The following is a 19,468-nucleotide window of genomic DNA, read 5'->3' as shown; positions in this document are numbered from 1 at the left end:
GGCGCGACCCTAGGGGTGTTGCCGGGGACCCGCCGGGGTGGTCACCGCCGGTACCGGTCGATGGCGTCGCGAGTGACCGGCAGCGCGAACACCTCGGCGAACACGTCGACGCTGGCCTCGACCCCCGCCGCCAGGCCGTCGTTGCGCCAGGTCTCGAACAGCCCCTTCTGTGCGGCGAGCACCTCGCGGGTCGGGGCGGCGAGCTTCGCCGCCAGCTCGGCGACCGCGCCGTCGAGTTCCTGCGGGCTCTCGACGAGCCGGTTGACCAGCCGGCCGGCGCCGAGCTCGGCCAGGGAGTAGAGGTCGCCGGTGAGGATGAGCTCGTGGGCCATGGCCGGGCCGAGGAAGTCCGGCAGCAGGGCGGCGTCGACGACCGAGGGGATGCCGAGCTTCACCTCGGGCAGCCCGACCCGCACGCCGGCGTGCGCGACGCGGACGTCGCAGGCCAGTGCCAGCTCGAACGCGGCCCCGAGGCAGACCCCGCCCAGCCGGGCGATCGTCGGGACGGGCGCGGTCCGCACCGTCCGCAGGCAGTCCGCCAGCCGGGAGATGATCGCTCGGCCGTCCTCCGGCGCGGCGTCGCGGAAGACGTCGAGGTGCATCCCGGCGCCGAACGCGCGGTCCCCGGCGCCGGTCACCACGATCACCCGGGTCTGCGTGCCTGCGTCGCGGACCGCCGCGGCGAGCGCATCGACGTCCTCCAGCCGCAGCGCGTTGGCGTGCTCCGGGCGGTTCAGCGTGATGGTGCGGACGCCGCCGTCGTCGTGCACGAGGGGCAGCCCGCTCATCGCGCCGCCTCCGCGACCGCGGCGGCGAACACCTGCGGGGCCTCGACGGGGACGAAGTGTCCGACGCCGTCGACCCTGGTCACCGTGACGTCGGCGAGGAACTCGCCCACCCGGTCCGACCACTCCCGCGGGAACAGCGGGTCGTGTTCCGGCCACAGCACCCGGGCCGGGACGGCCGTGCGGTCCCGCGGGTCGGGCGCGGTCTCGCTCAGCGATCGGGCGACCGCGCCGCCACCGGCGCGGTACCAGCCGATCGAGGCGAGGAACGCCCCCGGTGGCGAGTAGACGCCGACGAGGTGGTCGAGCCGCTCGTCGCCGACGGCGAAGTCCGGCCCGGACCAGTGCGACCAGAAGTGCCGCAGGTAGGCGCGGACGGCCCGCGGGTCGCCGTCGACCAGCTCCTCGGCGAGGTCGAGCTGGTGGAAGGCCTGGTACCAGAACTCCCGCATCGGGTCCTCGGCGAGGACCCGGCGGCCGACGCCCGGCACCGGCGGTGTGATCACCAGCCCGCGCAGCAGGTCCGGCCGGTCGGCGGCGAGCCGCTGGGCCACCCGGCTGCCGACGTCGTACCCCGCCACGACCGCCCCGGAGAGTCCCAGCCCGGACAGCAGTGCGGCGACGCTGCGGGCCTGCGCGGCGGCGTCGTAGTGGCGGGCCGGATCCCGGTCGTGCTTGTCCGAACCCCCGAAGCCGCGCAGGTCGGGGACGACGACGTCGTGGGTCCCGGCGAGCTCCCCGGCGACCGCGGCCATGTCGGTCCGGTCCCCGGGCCAGCCGTGCAGCAGCACGACCGGTGGCGCACCGGCCGGCCCGTACCGGTCGTAGGCCAGACGGAAGTCGTCGATCGGATCGGACAGCGGCATCGCGGGGACTCCTCACGGTCGGTGGCTCGGACCCGGACGTACCAGTTCCCGGGCGGCGGGGCGACCCGGCACCGGTGCAACGTTGCCTTCCGCGACCGAATGATCCCGGTTACTCTTCGCCGACCGTTCGCAACACGTCTGGGGGCATCGTGGCTCATCCGCCGACGACAGGAGCTACGGAGCGTCATCGTCTTCCGGTGCGGACGCTGGTCGCTGCGTCCATCGGGAACGCCGTCGAATGGTACGACTGGACGATCTACGCGACGTTCTCCATCTACTTCGCGACCCAGATCTTCCCGCCGGACAACGCCGCGCTGGCGCTGATCTCGACGCTGGCGACCTACGCGCTCGCGTTCTTCTTCCGCCCGCTGGGCGGGTTCCTGCTCGGCCGGTTCGCCGACCTGCGCGGCCGCCGCACGGCGATGCTGGTGACCATCCTGATGATGGCGGGCGGCTCGGTGGTGATCGGCCTGCTGCCGACCTTCGAGATGGTCGGCTGGCTGGCGCCGGTGCTGTTGTTGCTGGCCCGGGTCGCGCAGGGGATGTCACTGGGCGGCGAGGTGTCGAACGCGTCGGCCTACCTGGCCGAGATCGCCCCACCGGCACGGCGCGGGCGCTACTCGTCGTTCTTCTACATCTCGACCGGTACGGCGGTGCTGATCGCCTCGATCCTGGGCTTCGTGCTGGCGGCGACGCTGACCGAGGACCAGCTCGCGGCGTGGGGCTGGCGGATCCCGTTCCTCATCGGCGGTGTGCTGGGCCTGATCGGGCTGTGGATGCGCAGGCAGATGTCCGAGACCGAGCAGTTCGAGGAGAACAAGGAGGCCGCGGCCAAGATCAAGAACCCGCTCATGCTGACGCTGCGTGAGCACCCGAAGGCCGTGGCCCAGCTCGTCGGCTTCACCCTGCTGTCGACGCTCTGCTACTACACCTTCTTCTCCGCGCTCACCCCGTACGCGACGACGTCGCGGGGCGCCGACGCGACCGACGTCTTCCTGGCGCTCTCGGTCGCGACGCTGATCTTCGTGCTCCTGCAGTACCCGATGGGTGCCGCCGCGGACCGGTACGGGCGCAAGCCCCAGCTGCTGATCTGGTCCGCGGCGACCACGATCCTGATCGTGCCGCTGTCGTTCCTCATCGGACCGGGGTTCTGGAACATGCTCGTCGTGTTCACGGTCGGTCTCGGCCTCTACACGATGATGACCTCGATCGCGCCGGCGATCATGAGCGAGCTGCTCCCGACGTCGATCCGCGGGCTGGGCATCGGTGCCTGGTACAACTTGACCGTCGCCGTGTTCGGCGGCACCGCGCCGCTGGTCGTGACGTCGCTGCAGCAGGCGGGCCTGGCGATCCTGTTCTTCGTCTACGTCGCCGTCGGCGCCGCGATCGCGTTCGCCGCGATCCTCACGCTGCCCGAGACGAAGGGCTCGGTACTGCGGTAGCGGAGGGGCCGGCGGGTCCTGTCAGCCGAAGCTCATGCACAGGACGGCCGCGTTCGCGGTCTCCTTGCGCTGGTTGGCGACGACGCGCCCGTCGGCGTCCGTGATCGTGCACTCGACGTAGGTGTCGCCGCGCGAGGACATCGTGAACGCGGAGAGGGAGGGCTGGGCGTCGTCTCCCCAGGCGGAGGTGTCGAAGCTGGTCGACCACGGCGCCGGTGTCTCGCCCGCGGTGACCCGGTCGCCACGGGCGTCGGTGTAGATCAAGTGGACCGGGTAGTTGCTGTCGACGGTGTACGTGTAGCCGGAGGGCTCGGCGGAGTCCGCTGCCGGGAGTGCGGGCGCCGGGGTCGGCACCGCCGGGGTCGTCCGGCTGGTGGAGGGAGTCGCCGGCTCGGTGGGGGACGGTGTGCCTGCGGCGACCGGAGTCTCGGCCGGTGCCGGGGCGGTGCTCATCCGGCCGATCCCGACCCCGGCCCCCACGGCGAGCACGAGCGCGGCGATCGTGGTTCCGGCCAGTACCGGGGTCCGGCTGCGGCGCCGCCGCACCGGCGCGGCGTCGACGGTCGTCGGCGGGAGCCCGGACGCCGCCGGCCGGGCCCGGGTCGGAGCCGGGCCGGAGATCGCGGCGACGGCCGCCGCGGCGAGTTCGCGGGCCGACCCGAACCGCTGGGCCGGGTCCTTCGCCATGCCCCGGGCGATCACGTCGTCCAGCGCGGCCGGGACGTCCGGGCGCTCCCGCGAGGGGCGTGGCGGCTCGGCGACGAGGTGGGCCTTCATCAGCGATGCGGGACCGGTGCCGTCGAACGGGCGCCTGCCGAGCAGGCACTCCGCGAGCACGCACGCCAGCGAGTACACATCGGACCGCTCGTCGACCGGTCCGGCGTCGAACCGTTCCGGGGCGAGGTAGGCCCAGGTGCCGATCGTCATCCCGGTCGCGGTGAGGCCGGGGTCGCTGCCGTCGGTGCGGTGGGCGATGCCGAAGTCGACGAGGTAGACGAAGTCCGCCGGGGTCAGCAGGATATTGGACGGTTTGACGTCGCGGTGCAGGATCCCGTGCTCGTGGGCGTGTGCCAGCCCCTCGGCGACCTGGCCGACGATCGCGACGGCGCGGTGCACCGGGAGCGGGCCGTGTGCGAGCGCGGTGTCCAGGCCGGTGCCGTGGATGAGCCGCATGTCGATGAACAGCCGGCCGTCGATCTCGCCGAAGTCGTGGATCGGGACGATGTGCGGGCTCTGCAGCCCGGCCGTCGCCCCGGCCTCTCGGCGGAAGCGCTCCCGGAACCCGGGGTCCCGGGCGACGTCGTCGCGCAGCACCTTCAGGGCGACCGCCCGGGACCGGCGGGTGTCGACGGCTTGATGGACCTCGCCCATGCCGCCCCGGCCCAGCAGGCCGTCCAGTCGGTAGTCCCCGAGCCATCCGTCGGCCGTCATCGTGCCCTCACGTTCCGGGCGTCCGTCGCCCCTCCGGTCATCGCCGGATCCCGGCTGATCGTTACCGGTTTCGCACCACCCGTCGCAAAAGCCCGGATCGGTCGGCGGCGTCGCTTTCCGGGGCGCGCCACGAGCTTGATCGGTCCGTTGCGCCGCGGTGTTGACACGGGGTCACCGCGAGCGGGACCGTGTTGCGGTCAGTACCTGGACGTTGCGCATACAGCAACACACGCGGTCGGATCGATGGTGGCCGCCGGCTCAATCCGTGTGTAGGTCCCCCGCCCGGCGGGGAACCGGGTGGTGCGCAACACCGGATCCGGACATCGGCTCGCGGATACTCGGATTCACACGCAGGAGACCACCATGGCGACCTCCCCCCGCATCGTCATCATCGGAGCCGGCGGTGTCGGTTGCGCGCTCGCCGACGAACTGACCCGTCGTGGCCACACCCACGTCACGGTGCTGGCGGAGGGGGCGCTGTTCGCCGCCGCGCCGGCGCCGGAGCCCGTCCTGCAGGTCTCGCACGACCCCGCCACGACCCGCCTCGCGACAGCGACCGTGCGGGTCCACACACGTCTGGCCGCGGCCGGTGTCCGGTGCCTGCGCCGGGTCGGGAGCCTCGAGGTCGCCACGACCCCGGCCCGGCTCGATGACCTGCACCGGCGGCACGGCCGGGCGGCGGAGGCCGGGATCGGGAGCCGGGTGCTCGACCCGGGGGAGTGCGCCGCGGTGCACCCGCTGCTGGACCGGGAGCGGATCCTGGGCGGGCTGCACGTGCCGGGTGACGGCACCGCCGCGGCCGTGACCGTGGCCGGGCTGCAGGCCCGGGCGGCGATCGAGCGGGGCGCCACGTTCCTCGACCACCGGCCGGTGGTCGCAATCGAGCAGCGGAACGGGCGGGTGACCGGCGTGCGGTGCGCCGGGACGGGGGAGTGGTTCCCGGCCGACCTGGTGGTCGGCTGCGCGGGCCTGCGGGGCCCGGCGATCGGCGAGCTCGCCGGGGTGGATCTCGCGCTGTCCCCGACGACGCGCCGGTACCGGTGGAGCGCCCCGCTCCGCGCGCTGGCGATGATCCACGCCCTGGAGTCGGTGTCCGGGGCCGGCGACCCGTCGTTGCCGGTCCTGCGGCAGCGCGCCGCCGGCCTGTACGTCCACGCGGACGGCCACCGGCTCGGCGTCGGCTCCGGCGCGCACCCGGCCGGGACCGACCCGTCCTGGGCGGCCGCCGCGGAGCTCCTGCCGGTGCTCGACGGTGCGACGGTCGCGGACGACGCCGAGAGCGCCACCGTGACCACACCGGACGGTCTCCCGCTGCTCGGCGAGCATCCGGGCCTGGGCGGGTTCTGGGTGGCCGAGGCCGTCCGGGACGCGCACGCGGCTGGGACCGCCGAGGCGGTCGCGGAATGGATCGTGACCGGCCGGCCCGCGTCGGGCGGGACACCGGTCGACCTGTCCGGCCTGCAGGTGGACCGGTTCGACCCCGCCTCGCGGGTGCTGACCGGCCGGGCCTCGGTCACGGCCGGACGCCCCGATCGTCCGATCCGGACGGCGCCGCTTGTCTCGCGGCAGGCCGAGCTCCGGGCCGTGTTCGCCGCCGGCCGGGCGGACGGGCGTCCGCTGTGGTTCGGGGCGAACGCGTCGCTGCCCGAGGTCTGCGAGATCCTGCCGCGGCGGGGCCCCGCCGCGGCGGACCGGTCGCCGGTCGCCGGGGCCGAGGCCCTGGTGACCCGCCGTGCGGCCGGGATGTTCGATCTCTCCCCGCTGCGCCGGGTGGAGGTCGCCGGCCCGCGGGCCGTGGAGTTCCTGCAGCGCCTGGTCACGGCCGACGTCGACCGGCCGGTCGGACGGGTCGTCCACGCGCTGCTGCTCGACTCCGCCGGTGGCGTGCTGACCGACCTCACCGTCAGCCGGCTCGGCGCGCAGCGCTTCCTCGTCGTGCTGCCCGGCCCGGCGGGTGTCGCCCACCTGTGCCGGTACACACGCGACGGTGTCGCGGTCACCGACGTCAGCGACGACACCGCATGCCTGGGCGTCTGGGGCCCGCTGACCGCCGAGGTCCTCACCGGACTGATCCCGGACGGGATGCACGACCTGGGCCCGTTCCGGGCGGCCGGGTTCACCGTCGGCCCGGTGCCGGTCACCGGGCTGCGGGTGTCCGCCGTGGGGGAGTACGGCTGGGAGCTCGTCTGCGCCGCCGCGGACGCCGAACGGCTGTGGGACACCGTCCACGCCGCCGGCGCGCGGCACGGCCTGGTCGCCGCCGGTCGGGACGCGTTCGAGTCGCTGTGCCGGGAGAAGGGCCGTCGCATCGTGGGGACCGACCTCTCGCCGGAGCACGGGCCGGACGCCGCCGGCCTCTCGGCCCTCGTCGCCATGGACAAGGGCCCGTTCGTCGGCCGCGCCGCCGTGCACGCGGCACGCGAGGCGGAGCTGCCCGCAGCGGTGCTCGCGACGCTCGTGCTCGACCACACCGGTGCCGTCCTCGGCGGAGGAGAGCCCGTCCGCGACCTCCCGGCGGCCCGCCGGTTCACCCGGGAGCCGGTGCCGCTCGCCGAGCTCGAACCGGGCCCGCCGGAGCCGATCGGCCGGATCACCGACGCCGGTATCGGCTACACCTGTGGTGTCGAGATCGCCCGGGCCCGGCTGCCCGTCGAGCGGGCCGTGGCGGGGACCCGGGTCGCCGTCGAGGTCGGTGGTCGCCGCCTGACCGCGCGGGTCGTCGAGGGGGCGCTGCACGACCCGGCCGGTACCCGCATGCGCACACCGGCCCGGGTGCACGGACCGGCCGCGCCGCCCGCCGTCGCGGCCGGGGCACCGGTCGAGAGCGGTGACGCGGGGGCGGCGTGAGCGCCGGGCCGTCCGGGCCGCGGGTACCCTGCCGTCGCCACTGAACCGGCCCGACGACGGGAGTTCGCGCATGACCACGGCCCCGGCCGACACCCTCCGCTACCTCGAGCACGGCGCCACGATCGAGGAGGCGCTGGCGCTGTTCGACGGGCTGCCCCCGGTGACCGTGGAGGAGCTGCTCGGGCGGTGGACCGGTGGTGAGATCCCGACCGGCAACCCGATGGACGGGCTGCTCGGCCGGTTCGGCTGGCACGGCAAGCGATTCGACTCCGCCGACGACGTCCACCCGCTGGTCATGAACCGCACCGACGGCGGCACGTTCAGCCTGCACCCCGGCCTGGTCCCGCTGCCGACGCTGCTGCGTTTCCCCGCCGCGTTGCGCAATCCGGCCCTGGCCCGCGCCGCGCGGGCGCTCGGCCCGGCGCTCGCCACCCGCGCACCGCGGGCCCGGCTGCGGACCACCCGGTACCGCGGGGTCGACAGCGCCACGATGTGCTACGACGACCTGCCGATCCACGACGTGTTCCGCAAGGTCGACGACGACACCGTCGTGGGCGCCATGGACATGCGCGGTCTGGCGCAACCGTTCATGTTCTTCCTGCGCCGCGAGTGAGTGTCCTCACCGGCGGGAGCAGATGACCACCGGGTCCGAGGTCTCCTTGCGGTCGCCCGCGACGACCTGCCCGTTCCCGTCGGTGACGGTGCAGGAGACGAACGTGTCCCCGTGGTCGGCACCCATCACCATGAGCGACGGCCGGGTGTCGGCACCCCACTCGGTGGTGTCCACCTTGAGGGTCCACGGTGCCTCGAGCGAGTCCCGGTGCACCTTCTCGCCCGCGGAGTCGATGTAGGACACCCGCACCGGGTGGTTGCTGTCCACGACGTAGGTGTAGGTCTCCGGCGCCGGCGCGGCCGGTGTGGGTGCGGCCGGTGTCGGGGCGGCGCCGGTGGGCGGCGTGACCGTCACGGCGGGCGCCGCCACCGGCTGCGGCGCGCCGACCGCCGTGGTCGCCGGCGGGAGCGCTCCGTGCCCGCTGAGACCGGTCATCCAGCCGGCGAGGAACGAGACGACCGAGAACGCGGCCACGACCGCGACCAGCCCGGCCGCCCGCCGGGTGCGCCCCCGGCGGGGCGTGGGCGCCGGTGCGGCCGGCACCGAGCGGCGGTCGACCCCCGCCCGGATGGCCTGCCAGCGCCGTTCGACGTCGCCGTCCTCCCCGGGGCCCACCCCGCCCATCACGCCTCCACCCACCGGTCCGACACTGCTGTCGTCCGGCCTGTCGGAGGGCACCCGCGCGGCCGTTACTCCCGGCACCGTCGTCGTCATCAGAATTGCTGATCGACCGCTGCTCCGACCGGGACACCGGCCCGGGTCCGCGGACCACCCACCCGGCGGTCGCCACCCGGACCCGGTTCGCGACGATGGTGCGGTGACAGGCACGGCAACCCCCGATACCCAGCAGCACCGCTCGATCAACCAGCGGATCGCCGACGAGCTCGGCGCCCGACCGGACCAGGTCGGGGCCGCGGTGGCCCTGCTGGACGAGGGCTCGACGGTCCCCTTCGTGGCCCGCTACCGCAAGGAGGCCACCGGCGGACTCGACGACGCCCAGTTGCGCACCCTGGAGGAGCGGCTGCGCTACCTGCGCGAGCTCGAGGAGCGGCGCGCGGTGGTCCTGGAGTCCATCAGCTCCCAGGGCAAGCTCGACGAGGCCCTCGAGGCGCGGATCTGGGCCGCGGAGTCCAAGGCCCGGCTCGAGGACATCTACCTGCCCTACAAGCCCAAGCGCCGCACCAAGGCGATGATCGCCCGCGAGCAGGGGCTGGAGCCGCTGGCCGACGCGCTGCTCGGCGACCCGGAGCGGGACCCGCAGGCCGAGGCCGCCGGGTACGTGAGCGAGCAGGTGGCCGACGCCGCCGCCGCGCTGGAGGGCGCCCGCGCGATCCTGGTCGAGCGGATCGGGGAGAACGCCGACCTGGTCGGCGGCCTGCGCGAGCGCATGTGGGCCGACGGCCGGCTGGTCACCCGGGTGCGCGAGGGCAAGGAGAACGACCAGGCCGCGGCGAAGTTCGCCGACTACTTCGAGTTCTCCGAGGCGTTCACGACGCTGCCCTCGCACCGGATCCTCGCGGCGTTCCGCGGCGAGGCCGAGGAGGCGCTCGACGTCACCCTCGACGCCGGGGACGCCGACGGCACCGCCGGGGAACCGAACGCCTACGAGCGCGCCATCGCCGCCGAGTACGGCGTCGCCGACCGCGGCCGTCCGGGTGACGCGTGGCTGCTGGGCGTCGTGCGCTGGGCCTGGCGGACCCGGCTGCAGACCGCACTGGGCATCGACATCCGGGTCCGGCTGCGGACCGCGGCCGAGGAAGGCGCGATCGGCGTCTTCGCGGCGAACCTGCGCGACCTGCTGCTGGCCGCGCCGGCCGGGACCCGCGCCACGATCGGGCTCGACCCGGGCCTGCGGACCGGGGTCAAGGTCGCCGTCGTCGACGCCACCGGCAAGGTCGTCGACACCGCGGTGATCTACCCGCACGAGCCGCGCAACGATCACGCGGGCGCGCTGAAGACGCTCGCCGCGCTGTGCACGAAGCACTCCGTTGAGCTGGTCGCGATCGGTAACGGCACCGCCTCCCGCGAGACCGACGCGCTCGCCGGCGAGCTGATCAAGCAGAACCCGGGGCTGAAGCTGACCAAGGTGATGGTCTCCGAGGCCGGCGCGTCGGTGTACTCGGCGTCGGCGTACGCCTCGTCGGAACTGCCCGACATGGACGTCTCGTTGCGCGGTGCCGTCTCGATCGCCCGCCGGCTGCAGGACCCGCTCGCCGAGCTGGTGAAGATCGACCCGAAGTCGATCGGCGTCGGGCAGTACCAGCACGACCTGCCCGAGTCGGCGCTGTCGCGGTCGCTGGACTCGGTGGTCGAGGACTGTGTGAACGCGGTCGGCGTGGACCTGAACTCGGCCTCCGCGCCGTTGCTGCGCCGGGTCTCGGGGATCTCGGAGTCCCTCGCCGGCGCGATCGTGGCCCACCGCGACGAGAACGGCCCGTTCGGCTCCCGGTCCGCGCTGACCGGGGTGCCGCGGCTGGGCCCGAAGGCGTTCGAGCAGTGTGCGGGGTTCCTGCGGATCCGGGGCGGCGAGGAGCCGCTCGACGTCACCGGTGTGCACCCGGAGTCCTACCCGGTCGTGCGCCGGATGGTCGAGCGCACGAAGCTCGACGTCGCCGCGCTGATGGGCAACGCCGCGCGGCTGCACCAGATCAAGGCGAAGGACTACGTCGACGAGACCGTCGGGCTCCCGACGGTCAGCGACATCCTCACCGAGCTGGAGAAGCCGGGCCGCGACCCGCGCCCGGCGTTCCGCACCGCCACCTTCGCCGAGGGCGTGCACAAGATCGCCGACCTGCGGCCCGGGATGCTGCTCGAGGGCGTGGTGACCAACGTGGCGGCGTTCGGTGCGTTCGTCGACGTCGGTGTGCACCAGGACGGCCTGGTCCACGTCTCCGCGATGAGCAAGGACTTCGTGTCCGACCCGCGTGAGGTCGCCAAGTCCGGTGACGTCGTGAAGGTGAAGGTGCTCGACGTCGACGAGGCCCGCAAACGGATCTCGCTGACGCTGCGACTCGACGACGAGCCGGGCGCGGACTCGCGGCGCGGCGGCGGCCGCGGCCAGGGCGGCCAGGGCGACGGCGCCGAGCGCGGTGGGCGCGGCGGTGGGCGTCCCCAGGGCGGTGGCGGTCGCCCCCAGGGCGGCGACCGTGGCCGTGGCGGCGGTGGTCGTGGCGGGCCCAAGGGCGGCGGCGCCAAGGGCGGCGGGCGCCGGGAGGAGCGCGGCAGGCCCGCGCCGGCCAACGACGCCATGGCCGAGGCGCTGCGCCGCGCCGGCTTCGGCAAGGGCTGAGACCCCTCGCACGACGGCGGCGGCTCCGGAAACGGGGCCGCCGCCGTCGTCGTACCCGGGTGGTGATCACCGGCTCGGCACCCCGGACCGCATGACCAGCGGCATCGGTGGCCGCGATCACCCCGGCCCCGGCGGACGGGTCCGGTTCGGACGTGGAAGAATGGACATCCGACGGCCGCCGGCGAGGATGCGCGGCCGCGAGCCCCGGAGGTCTGGGTTCACCGGCGCCACAGACGAGTCGCCGCACGCGGGCCTGGCGGGCTGGGAGCGGGCGAGAGCCGCCCGACGACGAGGCGCACCCCACTGCGCGACCTGAGGACCGAGTGAACACCCTGCTTGACGAGCACCCTGAGCTGACCACCGACGAGACCACGGTGGAGCAGACCCCGCCCCCCGAGGCTCCTGAAACGGCCGAGGCCCCCGAGACACCCGCCGGCCCGACCTTCGCGGACCTGGGCCTGGCCCCGCAGCTGCTGACCGCGCTGGCCGAGCTCGGCTACGAGACCCCGAGCCCGATCCAGGCCGCCGCGATCGGCCCGCTGATCAACGGCCGCGACCTGCTCGGGCAGGCCGCCACCGGTACCGGCAAGACCGCCGCCTTCGCGTTGCCGATGCTGCAGCGCCTCGCCGACGGTTCCGCCGCCCGCGAGCGCGGGCCGAAGCCGTTCGGCCTGGTGCTCGCCCCGACCCGTGAGCTCGCGATGCAGGTCGGCGAGGCCATCACCAAGTACGGCTCCGCGCTCGGTGCGTCGGTCGCCACCGTCTACGGCGGTGCCCCGATCGGCCCGCAGCTGGGCCGGCTGCGCCGCGGCGTCGACGTCGTGGTCGCCACCCCGGGCCGTGCGATCGACCTGATCAACCGCGGTGCGCTGTCGCTGGACGCGATCGAGGTCGCAGTCCTGGACGAGGCCGACGAGATGCTCGACATGGGCTTCGTCGAGGACATCGAGACGATCCTCGGGTCCACCCCGCCGAGCCGGCAGACCGTGCTGTTCTCGGCGACCATGCCGGGGCGCATCCAGAGCCTGGCGCGCACCCACCTGACCGACCCGGCCGACATCCGGATCAAGCGGGAGGCGACGCCGGAGGGCGAGGCCCCCAAGGTCCGCCAGACCGCGTACCACGTGCCGCGCAGCCACGTCACCGTCGCGCTGGGCCGGGTGCTCGAGATGGAGCAGCCGACCGCGGCGATCGTGTTCTGCCGGACCCGTGCCGACGTCGACGCGGTCACCGAGACCCTGACCGCGCGCGGCCTGCGCGCCGAGGCGCTGCACGGCGGGATGGACCAGGAGCACCGCACGCGCGTCGTCGAGCGGCTGCGTGCCGGGCGCACCGACCTGCTGGTCGCCACCGACGTGGCCGCCCGCGGCCTGGACATCGACACGCTGACCCACGTCGTCAACCACGACGTGCCGTCGTCGCCGGAGTCCTACGTGCACCGGATCGGCCGGGTCGGCCGTGCCGGGCGCGAGGGCGTGGCGATCACCCTGGTCACCCCGGGGTCGGTGCGCCACCTGCGCAACATCGAGCGTCTGATCGGTGCCCCGGTGCCGAGCGCGCCGGTGCCGACCCCGAACGACCTGCGCAGCGTGCGGCTCGCCCGCACCGCGCTGGCACTGCGTGAGCAGGCCGGCTCCGACGCCGACGCGCAGCCCTCGGACGGCGTCGACGAGCTGGTGCTCGAGCTCGCCCGCGACCACGACCTCGCCTCGGTCGCCGCCGCGGCGATCCGGATGGCCCGGGCCGGCACGTCCGTCCCGGACGACGAGGTCGAGATCCCCGAGGTCCGCTCGCGCGGCGGGCGGGACCGCGGGCCGGGCGAGCGGGGCCCGCGCCGTGACCGCGACGGTGGGCCGCGCGGCAGCCGTGGCCAGGGCGCCCGGCCGCCGAAGGCCGGCACCACCCGGCTGTTCGTCTCCGCGGGCCGCTCCTCGGGTATCCGCCCGCAGGACATCGTGGGTGCGCTGGCCAACGAGTCGCGGCTGTCCGGGCGCGACATCGGCGCCATCCAGATCCACGAGCGGCACGCCCTGGTCGAGGTGCCCGAGCACGCGGCCGAGGACGTGCTGCGTTCGCTGCGCGGTGCGACCACGCTGAAGGGCCGCAAGGCGAACGTCCGCCGGGACCGGGACGGCGCCGCCGCGGGCTGACCCTCCACATCCCCGACGACGGCCCCGGCGTGCAGCAGCACGCCGGGGCCGTCGTCGTCGCTCCGGCGGACGGTTTGCCGGTGGAGCGCGCCGGGTACCGGGCTGCACACGGACGTGGGTGGGCAGCCATGGGTGGGCAGCATGGACAGCAACGAGCCGGTACAGATCACCGTCGAGGTACCCGACGAGGGGATCCGGCTGGTCCGGGTCGCCGGGCGGCTCGACCGGGCCGGCGCGGACGGTGTGCTGCGGCTGGTGAGCGCGCAGCTCGAACTCGCCGCCGCGCGGCGGCGGGCGGTGCGTGAGCTGGTGGTCGACATCGGGTCGGTGTCCTGCTTCGAGCCCGGGGGACTGGAGCGTCTCGGCCGGGCCGTCGAGCTCGCGGCCGGACACGCTGTGGGCCTGTCGGTGAGCGGCTGCGGCGGGCGGGTGCACCTGTTGCCGCTGGGGTGCCGCCGGACGCTGTCCCGGTTCCGGACCTACCCGACCGCCGACGTCGCGCTGGCCGCGCTCGCCGGGGACCGTCCAGCCGGCGGGGAGGGCCCGCCGGCGGTGCCCGCCCCACGCCCGCCCGTCGAGGACACCGGGCATCCCGGGCACACCGAGCAGCCCGAGCACGCCGGTGCCTCCGGGAACGCCGGGGCCCCCGAGCACGCCGTCTACCCGGAGGACGGGCCGGGACCGCACGGTCACCGGGCGACCACGCCCGTCCACGGGCACGGTGCCGGGACCGGCGCGCCGGCCCCTGACCCGTACCGCCACCGGTGACCTCCTCGCCGGCCTCGGCCGCGACCCGGCTGCGGGTCGTCACGGTGAACGTCCTGTCGTCGCGGTTCGCCGACGGTCCGCGCCGGCTGGCGGCGATCCGCGACGAGCTGCGGCGGCTGGAGCCCGACATCGTCGCGCTGCAGGAGGTCCACATCGAGGGGGAGGTCGACGAGGCCGGGGACCTCGACGAGGCCGGGTACCTGCTGGGCCCGGACTTCCACTGCGCCCCGCACCCGGCCGTGGCCGCCGACGGGACCGCTGCAGTGCTCGGGAGCCGCCGGCCGCCGTCGCGGGTGCACGCGCGCGAGTTCGACACGACCCGCCGCGCCCGGGCGTTCACCTGGGGCGGCGTGGTCGTCGCCGAACTGGAGGTCCCCGGCCTCGGTCCGCTGCTCGTCGCCCACCACAAGCCGTGCTGGCAGCTCGGCCTGGAGCGGGAGCGCGAGCTGGCGGCGGTCACGACCGCGCAGCTGGTGGAACGGCTGGTGCGCGACCGGCCCGCGCACGCCGTGCTGCTCGGCGACCTCGACGCGACACCGGACGCGGCGAGCATCCGGTTCCTCACCGGCCGCCAGTCGCTCGAGGGCGTGAGCGTGAGCTACCACGACGCCTGGGAGAGCGCGCACCCCGGCGAGCCGGGTCCCACCTTCGATCCGGCGAACCCGCTGGTCGCGGCCGGTGACATGCCGCTGGTCCGGCCGCGCCGGATCGACTACGTCCTGGTGCGCGGCACCGCCCACGGCCCGACGTTGCGCGTGGCGGCATGCGAGCGCGGCGTCACCGGCGGACCGGCGCCGGACGGGCCGCCGGTGAGCGATCACCTCGGGGTCGTGGCCGACCTCGCCGTGCCCGACCGGCCCCCGGGCGAGTTCGGTGACGGGTTCGTGCCGCTCGGGTGAGCACGGCCCGGGTGAGCGACGCGCTCAGGCCGGGTCGTCGAGCTCGTGCCTGCGACGGGCGGCCGGCGGTCGGGGCGGGTCAGCCGGGCGAACCAGCCCACGCGGGTAGGGGTGCTGCGCCCGGCAGCAGGCCTACGCGCTGTGCAGCGTCGCCGTCCAGCTGCGGATCAGCTCCCTGCCGGACGTGCCGAACGCGTGCGTGACGGTCCGGCCCGCAGGAACGATGCGGTGGTGACGGCGGCGTTGCCGGCCACGATCATCGTGATGCCCATCCACTGCGCGGCGGTGAGGGCCTGCTGCAGGACCAGCCATCCGGCCAGTGCCGCCCATATCGGGTTCACGCTCGTCAAGGTGCCGAACAGGCCTGCCGGGACACGGCGCAGCGCACTCAGATCCGCGACGAAGGGCACCACTGAAGCCATCACCGCACAGACCGTCGCCAACAACACCGCCATCGGCGTCGGCGGATTGCTCACGAACCACCACACCGCGATCGGTAGCCACACCGTGGCGGCGGCGAGGCTCGCGGCCGCGGTGCCCTGCAGACCGGGCAGACGTCGACCGAGGTCGCGGTTGAGCAGGATGTAGGCGGCCCATGCCAGCGCCGCTGTGAGCGCTGCCGCGATTCCGGCGACGTCGCTGGACGGCCCGGGGTCGACGAGCACCACCACACCGATGGCGGCGAGCAGGGCACCCAGCGCATCGACCGCCCGTCGCGACGCCCCGATCGCCACCGCGAGCGGACCCAGGAACTCCAGCGTGACTGCCAGCCCGAGCCCGATCCGCTCGATCGCGGTGTAGAGGCACAGATTCATCACACCGAACGCCACGGCCAGGCCGAGAACCGGACGCAGCTGCGCCCCGCTCATCGATCGCAGGCGCGGGCGCACCACCGGCACGAGCACCGCAGCGGTGACCAGCTGTCGAACAGCGACGACACCCACCGGTCCGATGGCAGGGAAAGCGAGTGCGCCGATAGCCGCTCCCGTCTGGTTGCTGGCCGAGCTCCCCAGGATCGTGGCCACCCCGGCGGCACGCCGGCGTGCCGAAGCGGTGACGGCCGACAGCTGCGGCGTCGCTTGCGCCTCCTGCGATGTCACGGTCCGGACGCTAGGAGCCGCTGTCCCATGCATCAAATGCAACTCAGGTGCGGTGTATAACCTGTGCGTATGGACTGGACGCTGCGCGAGATCCGCTACCTCCTGGCGGTTCTCGACGCCGGATCGTTCACCGAGGGAGCCGCCGAGGCCGGTGTGTCCCAAGCGGCCATGTCCCGGGCCATCGCCGGCGTCGAACGGCGGGTGGGCGCGCCCCTTCTGCGCCGCACGGCACACGGATGCCATCCCACTCCGCTCGGGGCCGAGGTCGCCCAGCAGGCACGCCGGGTCCTTGCCGAGGTCGAGCACTTGGACGCCCTGTCGCGAGGACGGCATCGGCGGCTGCGGGTCGGTTACGCCTGGGCCGCTGCCGGTCGCCATACCGCGACCCTGATGCGCCAATGGTCGACGCGTCACCCGGACCTGGAGCTTCAGCTGGTCCGGCACAACTCGGCGACCGCCGGACTGGTCGAGGGGCGCTGTGACGCGGCGATCCTGCGCTCATCGCCCGACCGTCCCGGTCTGGACTCGATCGTCGTCGGACTCGAGACACGGATGGTCGCCTATGCCTCCGACGACCCCCGGTGGTCACGACGCCGCCAGATCGGGTTGGCCGAGATCGCCGAGCGGACCGTGATCATCGATCCACGAACCGGGACGACCACCGGCGAGCTGTGGAGCGACAACGCCGCCCCCGTGAACTTCAAGGAGATCGGTGACATCGAGGAGTGGTTCGACGCGATCGCGGCCGGTCACGGAGTCGGGATCACCTCCGAAGCGACCCCGGAACACCACACCCGCCCGGGCGTGGTGTTCCGGCCGCTGCGTGACAGTCCGTCGATCGTCGTGCACCTCGCGTGGTGGCGGGACCGGCCACCCAGCGGCCTCGCCGAACTCGTCGACGACATGACCGCCCTGTATCGCAGCCGCCCGATCAGAGGCCGGCGGCGGACTGCTCCATGACAGTCGAGCAGTTGACTGCACCTTCATGTGGGGCCACGGGGCCAGGTAGCTGAATGTTCACCGAGTTCCCGATCACACCCGAACCGATACCGGACGGTAACCTCTACGCTCCGCCGAATGGGTTCGACCTTGCTCAAGATCGCTACCGAGCGTGCTCGGGTTGTCGGGGTCACTGGCGCCACGGGCGCGCTGGCCGTCGCCCTGGCATACCGGCGACGGTCGGTCGACCGCCAGCGGGCTCGAGTGGGATGCGTCGCCCTCCAGGTTGCTCCGGTCGAGGCCGGTCGTGACGAGGCGCTGCTGTACGTGACCAATCACGGCGACGAACCGGTCCGCGTCACGGCGCTCGCCGGGGCCATCGATGTTCAGGCGACGCGTTCGTGGCGACGGGCCTGGGGGTGCCCACGGGTGTCGCTGCGGCTGGCGAATCCGGTCCGTGTCGGGCGGATCCTGTGGCCTGGCGGGAGCGACGTCATGACCGTTCCGCCGTTCGGTGAGACCCCCGCCCTGCACATCACCGACTCTGCTGGGCGGCAGTGGCTGCGTTCACCATCGGGCGATCTTCGCCGGGTCGACCGCATGCACGTGCACCGCGACGGGCAGCACGAGGACCGGGCCGACCGTCTCGTGCTCACTCGCCCCTGCGCTGCTGCGTGACAGGCTGGTCCGTCCGCGCCGGGTCGGCCGTGAGAGGTGCCTGGTCGTGAGGGCGCTGTCCGACGGCGCCGCTCTCCGCGCTGGAGGGCGGCGCCGTGTCGGTGCAGGGGCCGGGCCGCCTGCGCGCGGAAGCAGCGGTCGCCGCGAACCAGGGCGGTCTCGGAGGCCTCGATGGCGATCGAGACGCGGCCTGCACGGCCTGCGGGTGGTGCTCCGGTGGTCGCACCGTCCTTTCGGCCTTGACTCGCCCTCAATGTAAGCGGACTCTTACCGTTCGTGGATGCTTACCAAGCGGGTGACGGTTGGGCTGCGCTCGGGGACCCGACTCGACGGGCCATCGTCGCCTGCTTGGCCGAGCGGCCGCGCGCGGTCGGTGAGCTCGCCGCCGAACTGCCGGTGAGCCGCCCCGCGGTGTCCCAGGCACTGAAGGTGCTCAAGGACGCCGGCCTGGTCGACGAGCGCGCTCACGGAACCCGGCGGATCTACCGCCTCGATCCCACCGCCGTGGCCGCGCTGCGCGACCAGCTCGACACCTTCTGGACCCGCGCCCTGAGCAACTACGGCGACGTCATCGAACCAGGCACCGAGCAACCGGAGGAACCGTCATGACACAGGCAGCTGCAGCAGTGGTCCGCCGCCAGATCGTGGTGCAGGCCCCGATCGAGAAGGCGTTCGCCGTGTTCACCGAACGATTCGGCGACGTCAAACCGGCCGAGCACAACCTGTTGGCGGCCCCGATCGCCGAGACCGTGTTCGAACCGCGGGTCGGTGGCCACATCTACGACCGCGGCGTCGATGGCAGCCTGTGCCGGTGGGCGCGTGTGCTGGCCTACGAGCCGCCGCAGCGGCTGCTGTTCAGCTGGGACATCGGCCCGACCTGGCAGCTCGAACCCGACCCGGCCAACACCAGCGAGGTCGAGGTCCGGTTCGTCGCCGAGGCCCCGGAGCGCACCCGGGTGGAGCTGGAGCACCGCAACCTCGACCGGCACGGACCCGGCTGGCAGACCGTCAGCGACGGTGTCGGCCACGACGCGGGCTGGCCGCTGTACCTCGACCGCTACGCCGCCCTGGTCGTCCAAGCCGGCTGAGCGGGAATCCGGAGCCGCGCATCCCCGCGAGCGGCCGCGGACACCCGGTCACTGGTTACGTCCCTTCAGCTGGAACCCGCGCAAGTGGTTGCCGAAGACCCTGCCGGGTTGGGCGGGGAAGCTGACCCGCACGTGCTGGGCCACTACCGAGCGTCGGTGGGGCTGGAAGCGGCTCCCGAGCCTGGCGAACAAGGAGTACACCGGCCGGGACTCCCGGACTGACCGGCCCGTCATATCCACCGAGATGCGGCTCAGCGCGAGTTGTCGAATCCTTGCGAACCCTGGTCTGCATCTCGGCGGGATCCGGGGCCCGATTCGGTCAGAACCGGTCGAGGCACCGAAGTGCCCGCCCGTACCGGACGCCGTGGTCCCACCGAACGGAGCGACCGCCTCGTCGACGGGTCCCCGGCCTGCCACTGCCCGGCAGCGGTGAGACGCTCGACGAGCGCGCGCAGCTGGGCGGCGGCGGATCTCGCGGTCTCGGCCGCACCCAGCACGTCGCGGGAGCCAATGGACACGGGACCGCCCAGGGCGCCCAGCGAGCTCCTCGACAGCCTCTCCGGGGCCGCTGCT

Annotated in this window: 16 protein-coding genes; 11 read left to right on the top strand and 5 right to left on the bottom strand. The window is 74.0% G+C overall.

All coding sequences use genetic code 11. The features are described from left to right. Positions 1-41 precede the first annotated feature (41 nt). Together BM093_RS03045 and BM093_RS03040 are read right to left on the bottom strand one after the other, a co-directional pair. Positions 42-788, bottom strand: coding sequence for an enoyl-CoA hydratase/isomerase family protein (locus BM093_RS03045; protein WP_093336828.1), 747 nt, complete (start codon positions 786-788; stop codon positions 42-44). Further along, the gene (locus tag BM093_RS03040; RefSeq protein WP_093336826.1) at positions 785-1,651 is read right to left on the bottom strand and encodes an alpha/beta fold hydrolase; all 867 of its coding nucleotides are present in this window, start codon (positions 1,649-1,651) and stop codon (positions 785-787) included. Before BM093_RS03040 ends, BM093_RS03045 begins: the two co-directional genes overlap by 4 nt. Positions 1,652-1,848: 197 nt before the next feature. On the opposite strand from BM093_RS03040, the gene BM093_RS03035 reads away from it, so the two are divergent. Beyond that, positions 1,849-3,093 carry an MFS transporter gene (locus BM093_RS03035; RefSeq protein ID WP_218162638.1) on the top strand — a complete coding sequence of 415 codons (1,245 nt, stop codon included), beginning with the start codon at positions 1,849-1,851 and terminating at the stop codon, positions 3,091-3,093. 21 nt (positions 3,094-3,114) lie between these two features. On the opposite strand, the gene BM093_RS03030 is transcribed toward BM093_RS03035, so the two are convergent. Continuing rightward, positions 3,115-4,524 (bottom strand): serine/threonine-protein kinase, encoded by a 1,410-nt coding sequence (locus BM093_RS03030; RefSeq protein WP_093336822.1) that lies wholly within the window; start codon positions 4,522-4,524, stop codon positions 3,115-3,117. A 363-nt stretch (positions 4,525-4,887) separates the two neighbouring features. On the opposite strand from BM093_RS03030, the gene BM093_RS03025 reads away from it, so the two are divergent. Beyond that, positions 4,888-7,371 carry an FAD-dependent oxidoreductase gene (locus tag BM093_RS03025; protein ID WP_093336820.1) on the top strand — a complete coding sequence of 828 codons (2,484 nt, stop codon included), beginning with the start codon at positions 4,888-4,890 and terminating at the stop codon, positions 7,369-7,371. A 70-nt stretch (positions 7,372-7,441) separates the two neighbouring features. Continuing rightward, positions 7,442-7,984 (top strand): DUF4334 domain-containing protein, encoded by a 543-nt coding sequence (locus tag BM093_RS03020; RefSeq protein WP_093337452.1) that lies wholly within the window; start codon positions 7,442-7,444, stop codon positions 7,982-7,984. Between the two features lie 6 nt (positions 7,985-7,990). Here the strand turns inward: BM093_RS03020 and BM093_RS35725 are convergent, their stop codons facing one another. After that, the gene (locus BM093_RS35725) at positions 7,991-8,608 is read right to left on the bottom strand and encodes a hypothetical protein (protein ID WP_177238233.1); all 618 of its coding nucleotides are present in this window, start codon (positions 8,606-8,608) and stop codon (positions 7,991-7,993) included. A gap of 193 nt (positions 8,609-8,801) precedes the next feature. Between BM093_RS35725 and BM093_RS03010 the strand changes: the two genes are divergently transcribed. The 4 genes from BM093_RS03010 (at position 8,802) to BM093_RS02995 (ending at position 15,090) form a co-directional block, all read left to right on the top strand. Beyond that, entirely contained in the window at positions 8,802-11,273 is a 2,472-nt protein-coding gene (locus BM093_RS03010; RefSeq protein ID WP_093336816.1) for a Tex family protein, read from the top strand. A 323-nt stretch (positions 11,274-11,596) separates the two neighbouring features. After that, positions 11,597-13,423, top strand: coding sequence for a DEAD/DEAH box helicase (locus BM093_RS03005; protein WP_245773267.1), 1,827 nt, complete (start codon positions 11,597-11,599; stop codon positions 13,421-13,423). 141 nt (positions 13,424-13,564) lie between these two features. Beyond that, complete coding sequence (locus BM093_RS03000) at positions 13,565-14,191, top strand: hypothetical protein (protein WP_093336814.1); 627 nt, start codon at positions 13,565-13,567, stop codon at positions 14,189-14,191. Then, on the top strand, positions 14,188-15,090 hold the full coding sequence (locus BM093_RS02995; RefSeq protein ID WP_093336812.1) for an endonuclease/exonuclease/phosphatase family protein: 903 nt from the start codon (positions 14,188-14,190) through the stop codon (positions 15,088-15,090). The genes BM093_RS03000 and BM093_RS02995 overlap by 4 nt, the downstream gene beginning before the upstream one ends. A gap of 167 nt (positions 15,091-15,257) precedes the next feature. Here the strand turns inward: BM093_RS02995 and BM093_RS02990 are convergent, their stop codons facing one another. After that, positions 15,258-16,190, bottom strand: coding sequence for an EamA family transporter (locus tag BM093_RS02990; RefSeq protein ID WP_245773266.1), 933 nt, complete (start codon positions 16,188-16,190; stop codon positions 15,258-15,260). Between the two features lie 69 nt (positions 16,191-16,259). On the opposite strand from BM093_RS02990, the gene BM093_RS02985 reads away from it, so the two are divergent. The 4 genes from BM093_RS02985 (at position 16,260) to BM093_RS02970 (ending at position 18,895) form a co-directional block, all read left to right on the top strand. Next, the gene (locus BM093_RS02985; RefSeq protein WP_093336807.1) at positions 16,260-17,150 is read left to right on the top strand and encodes a LysR family transcriptional regulator; all 891 of its coding nucleotides are present in this window, start codon (positions 16,260-16,262) and stop codon (positions 17,148-17,150) included. A 117-nt stretch (positions 17,151-17,267) separates the two neighbouring features. Beyond that, positions 17,268-17,807 carry a hypothetical protein gene (locus BM093_RS02980; RefSeq protein ID WP_093336805.1) on the top strand — a complete coding sequence of 180 codons (540 nt, stop codon included), beginning with the start codon at positions 17,268-17,270 and terminating at the stop codon, positions 17,805-17,807. Positions 17,808-18,083: 276 nt separating this feature from the next. Then, a complete protein-coding gene (locus tag BM093_RS02975) occupies positions 18,084-18,416 on the top strand; it encodes an ArsR/SmtB family transcription factor (protein ID WP_093336803.1) in 333 nt (110 codons plus the stop codon). Continuing rightward, on the top strand, positions 18,413-18,895 hold the full coding sequence (locus BM093_RS02970; protein WP_093336801.1) for an SRPBCC family protein: 483 nt from the start codon (positions 18,413-18,415) through the stop codon (positions 18,893-18,895). The genes BM093_RS02975 and BM093_RS02970 overlap by 4 nt, the downstream gene beginning before the upstream one ends. Positions 18,896-19,468 lie beyond the last annotated feature (573 nt).

The sequence above is a fragment of the Pseudonocardia ammonioxydans genome (assembly GCF_900115005.1).
GTDB lineage: Bacteria > Actinomycetota > Actinomycetes > Mycobacteriales > Pseudonocardiaceae > Pseudonocardia > Pseudonocardia ammonioxydans.
Note: the sequence above shows the minus strand (reverse complement) of the source record. Positions and strands in the feature narration are given on the sequence as shown.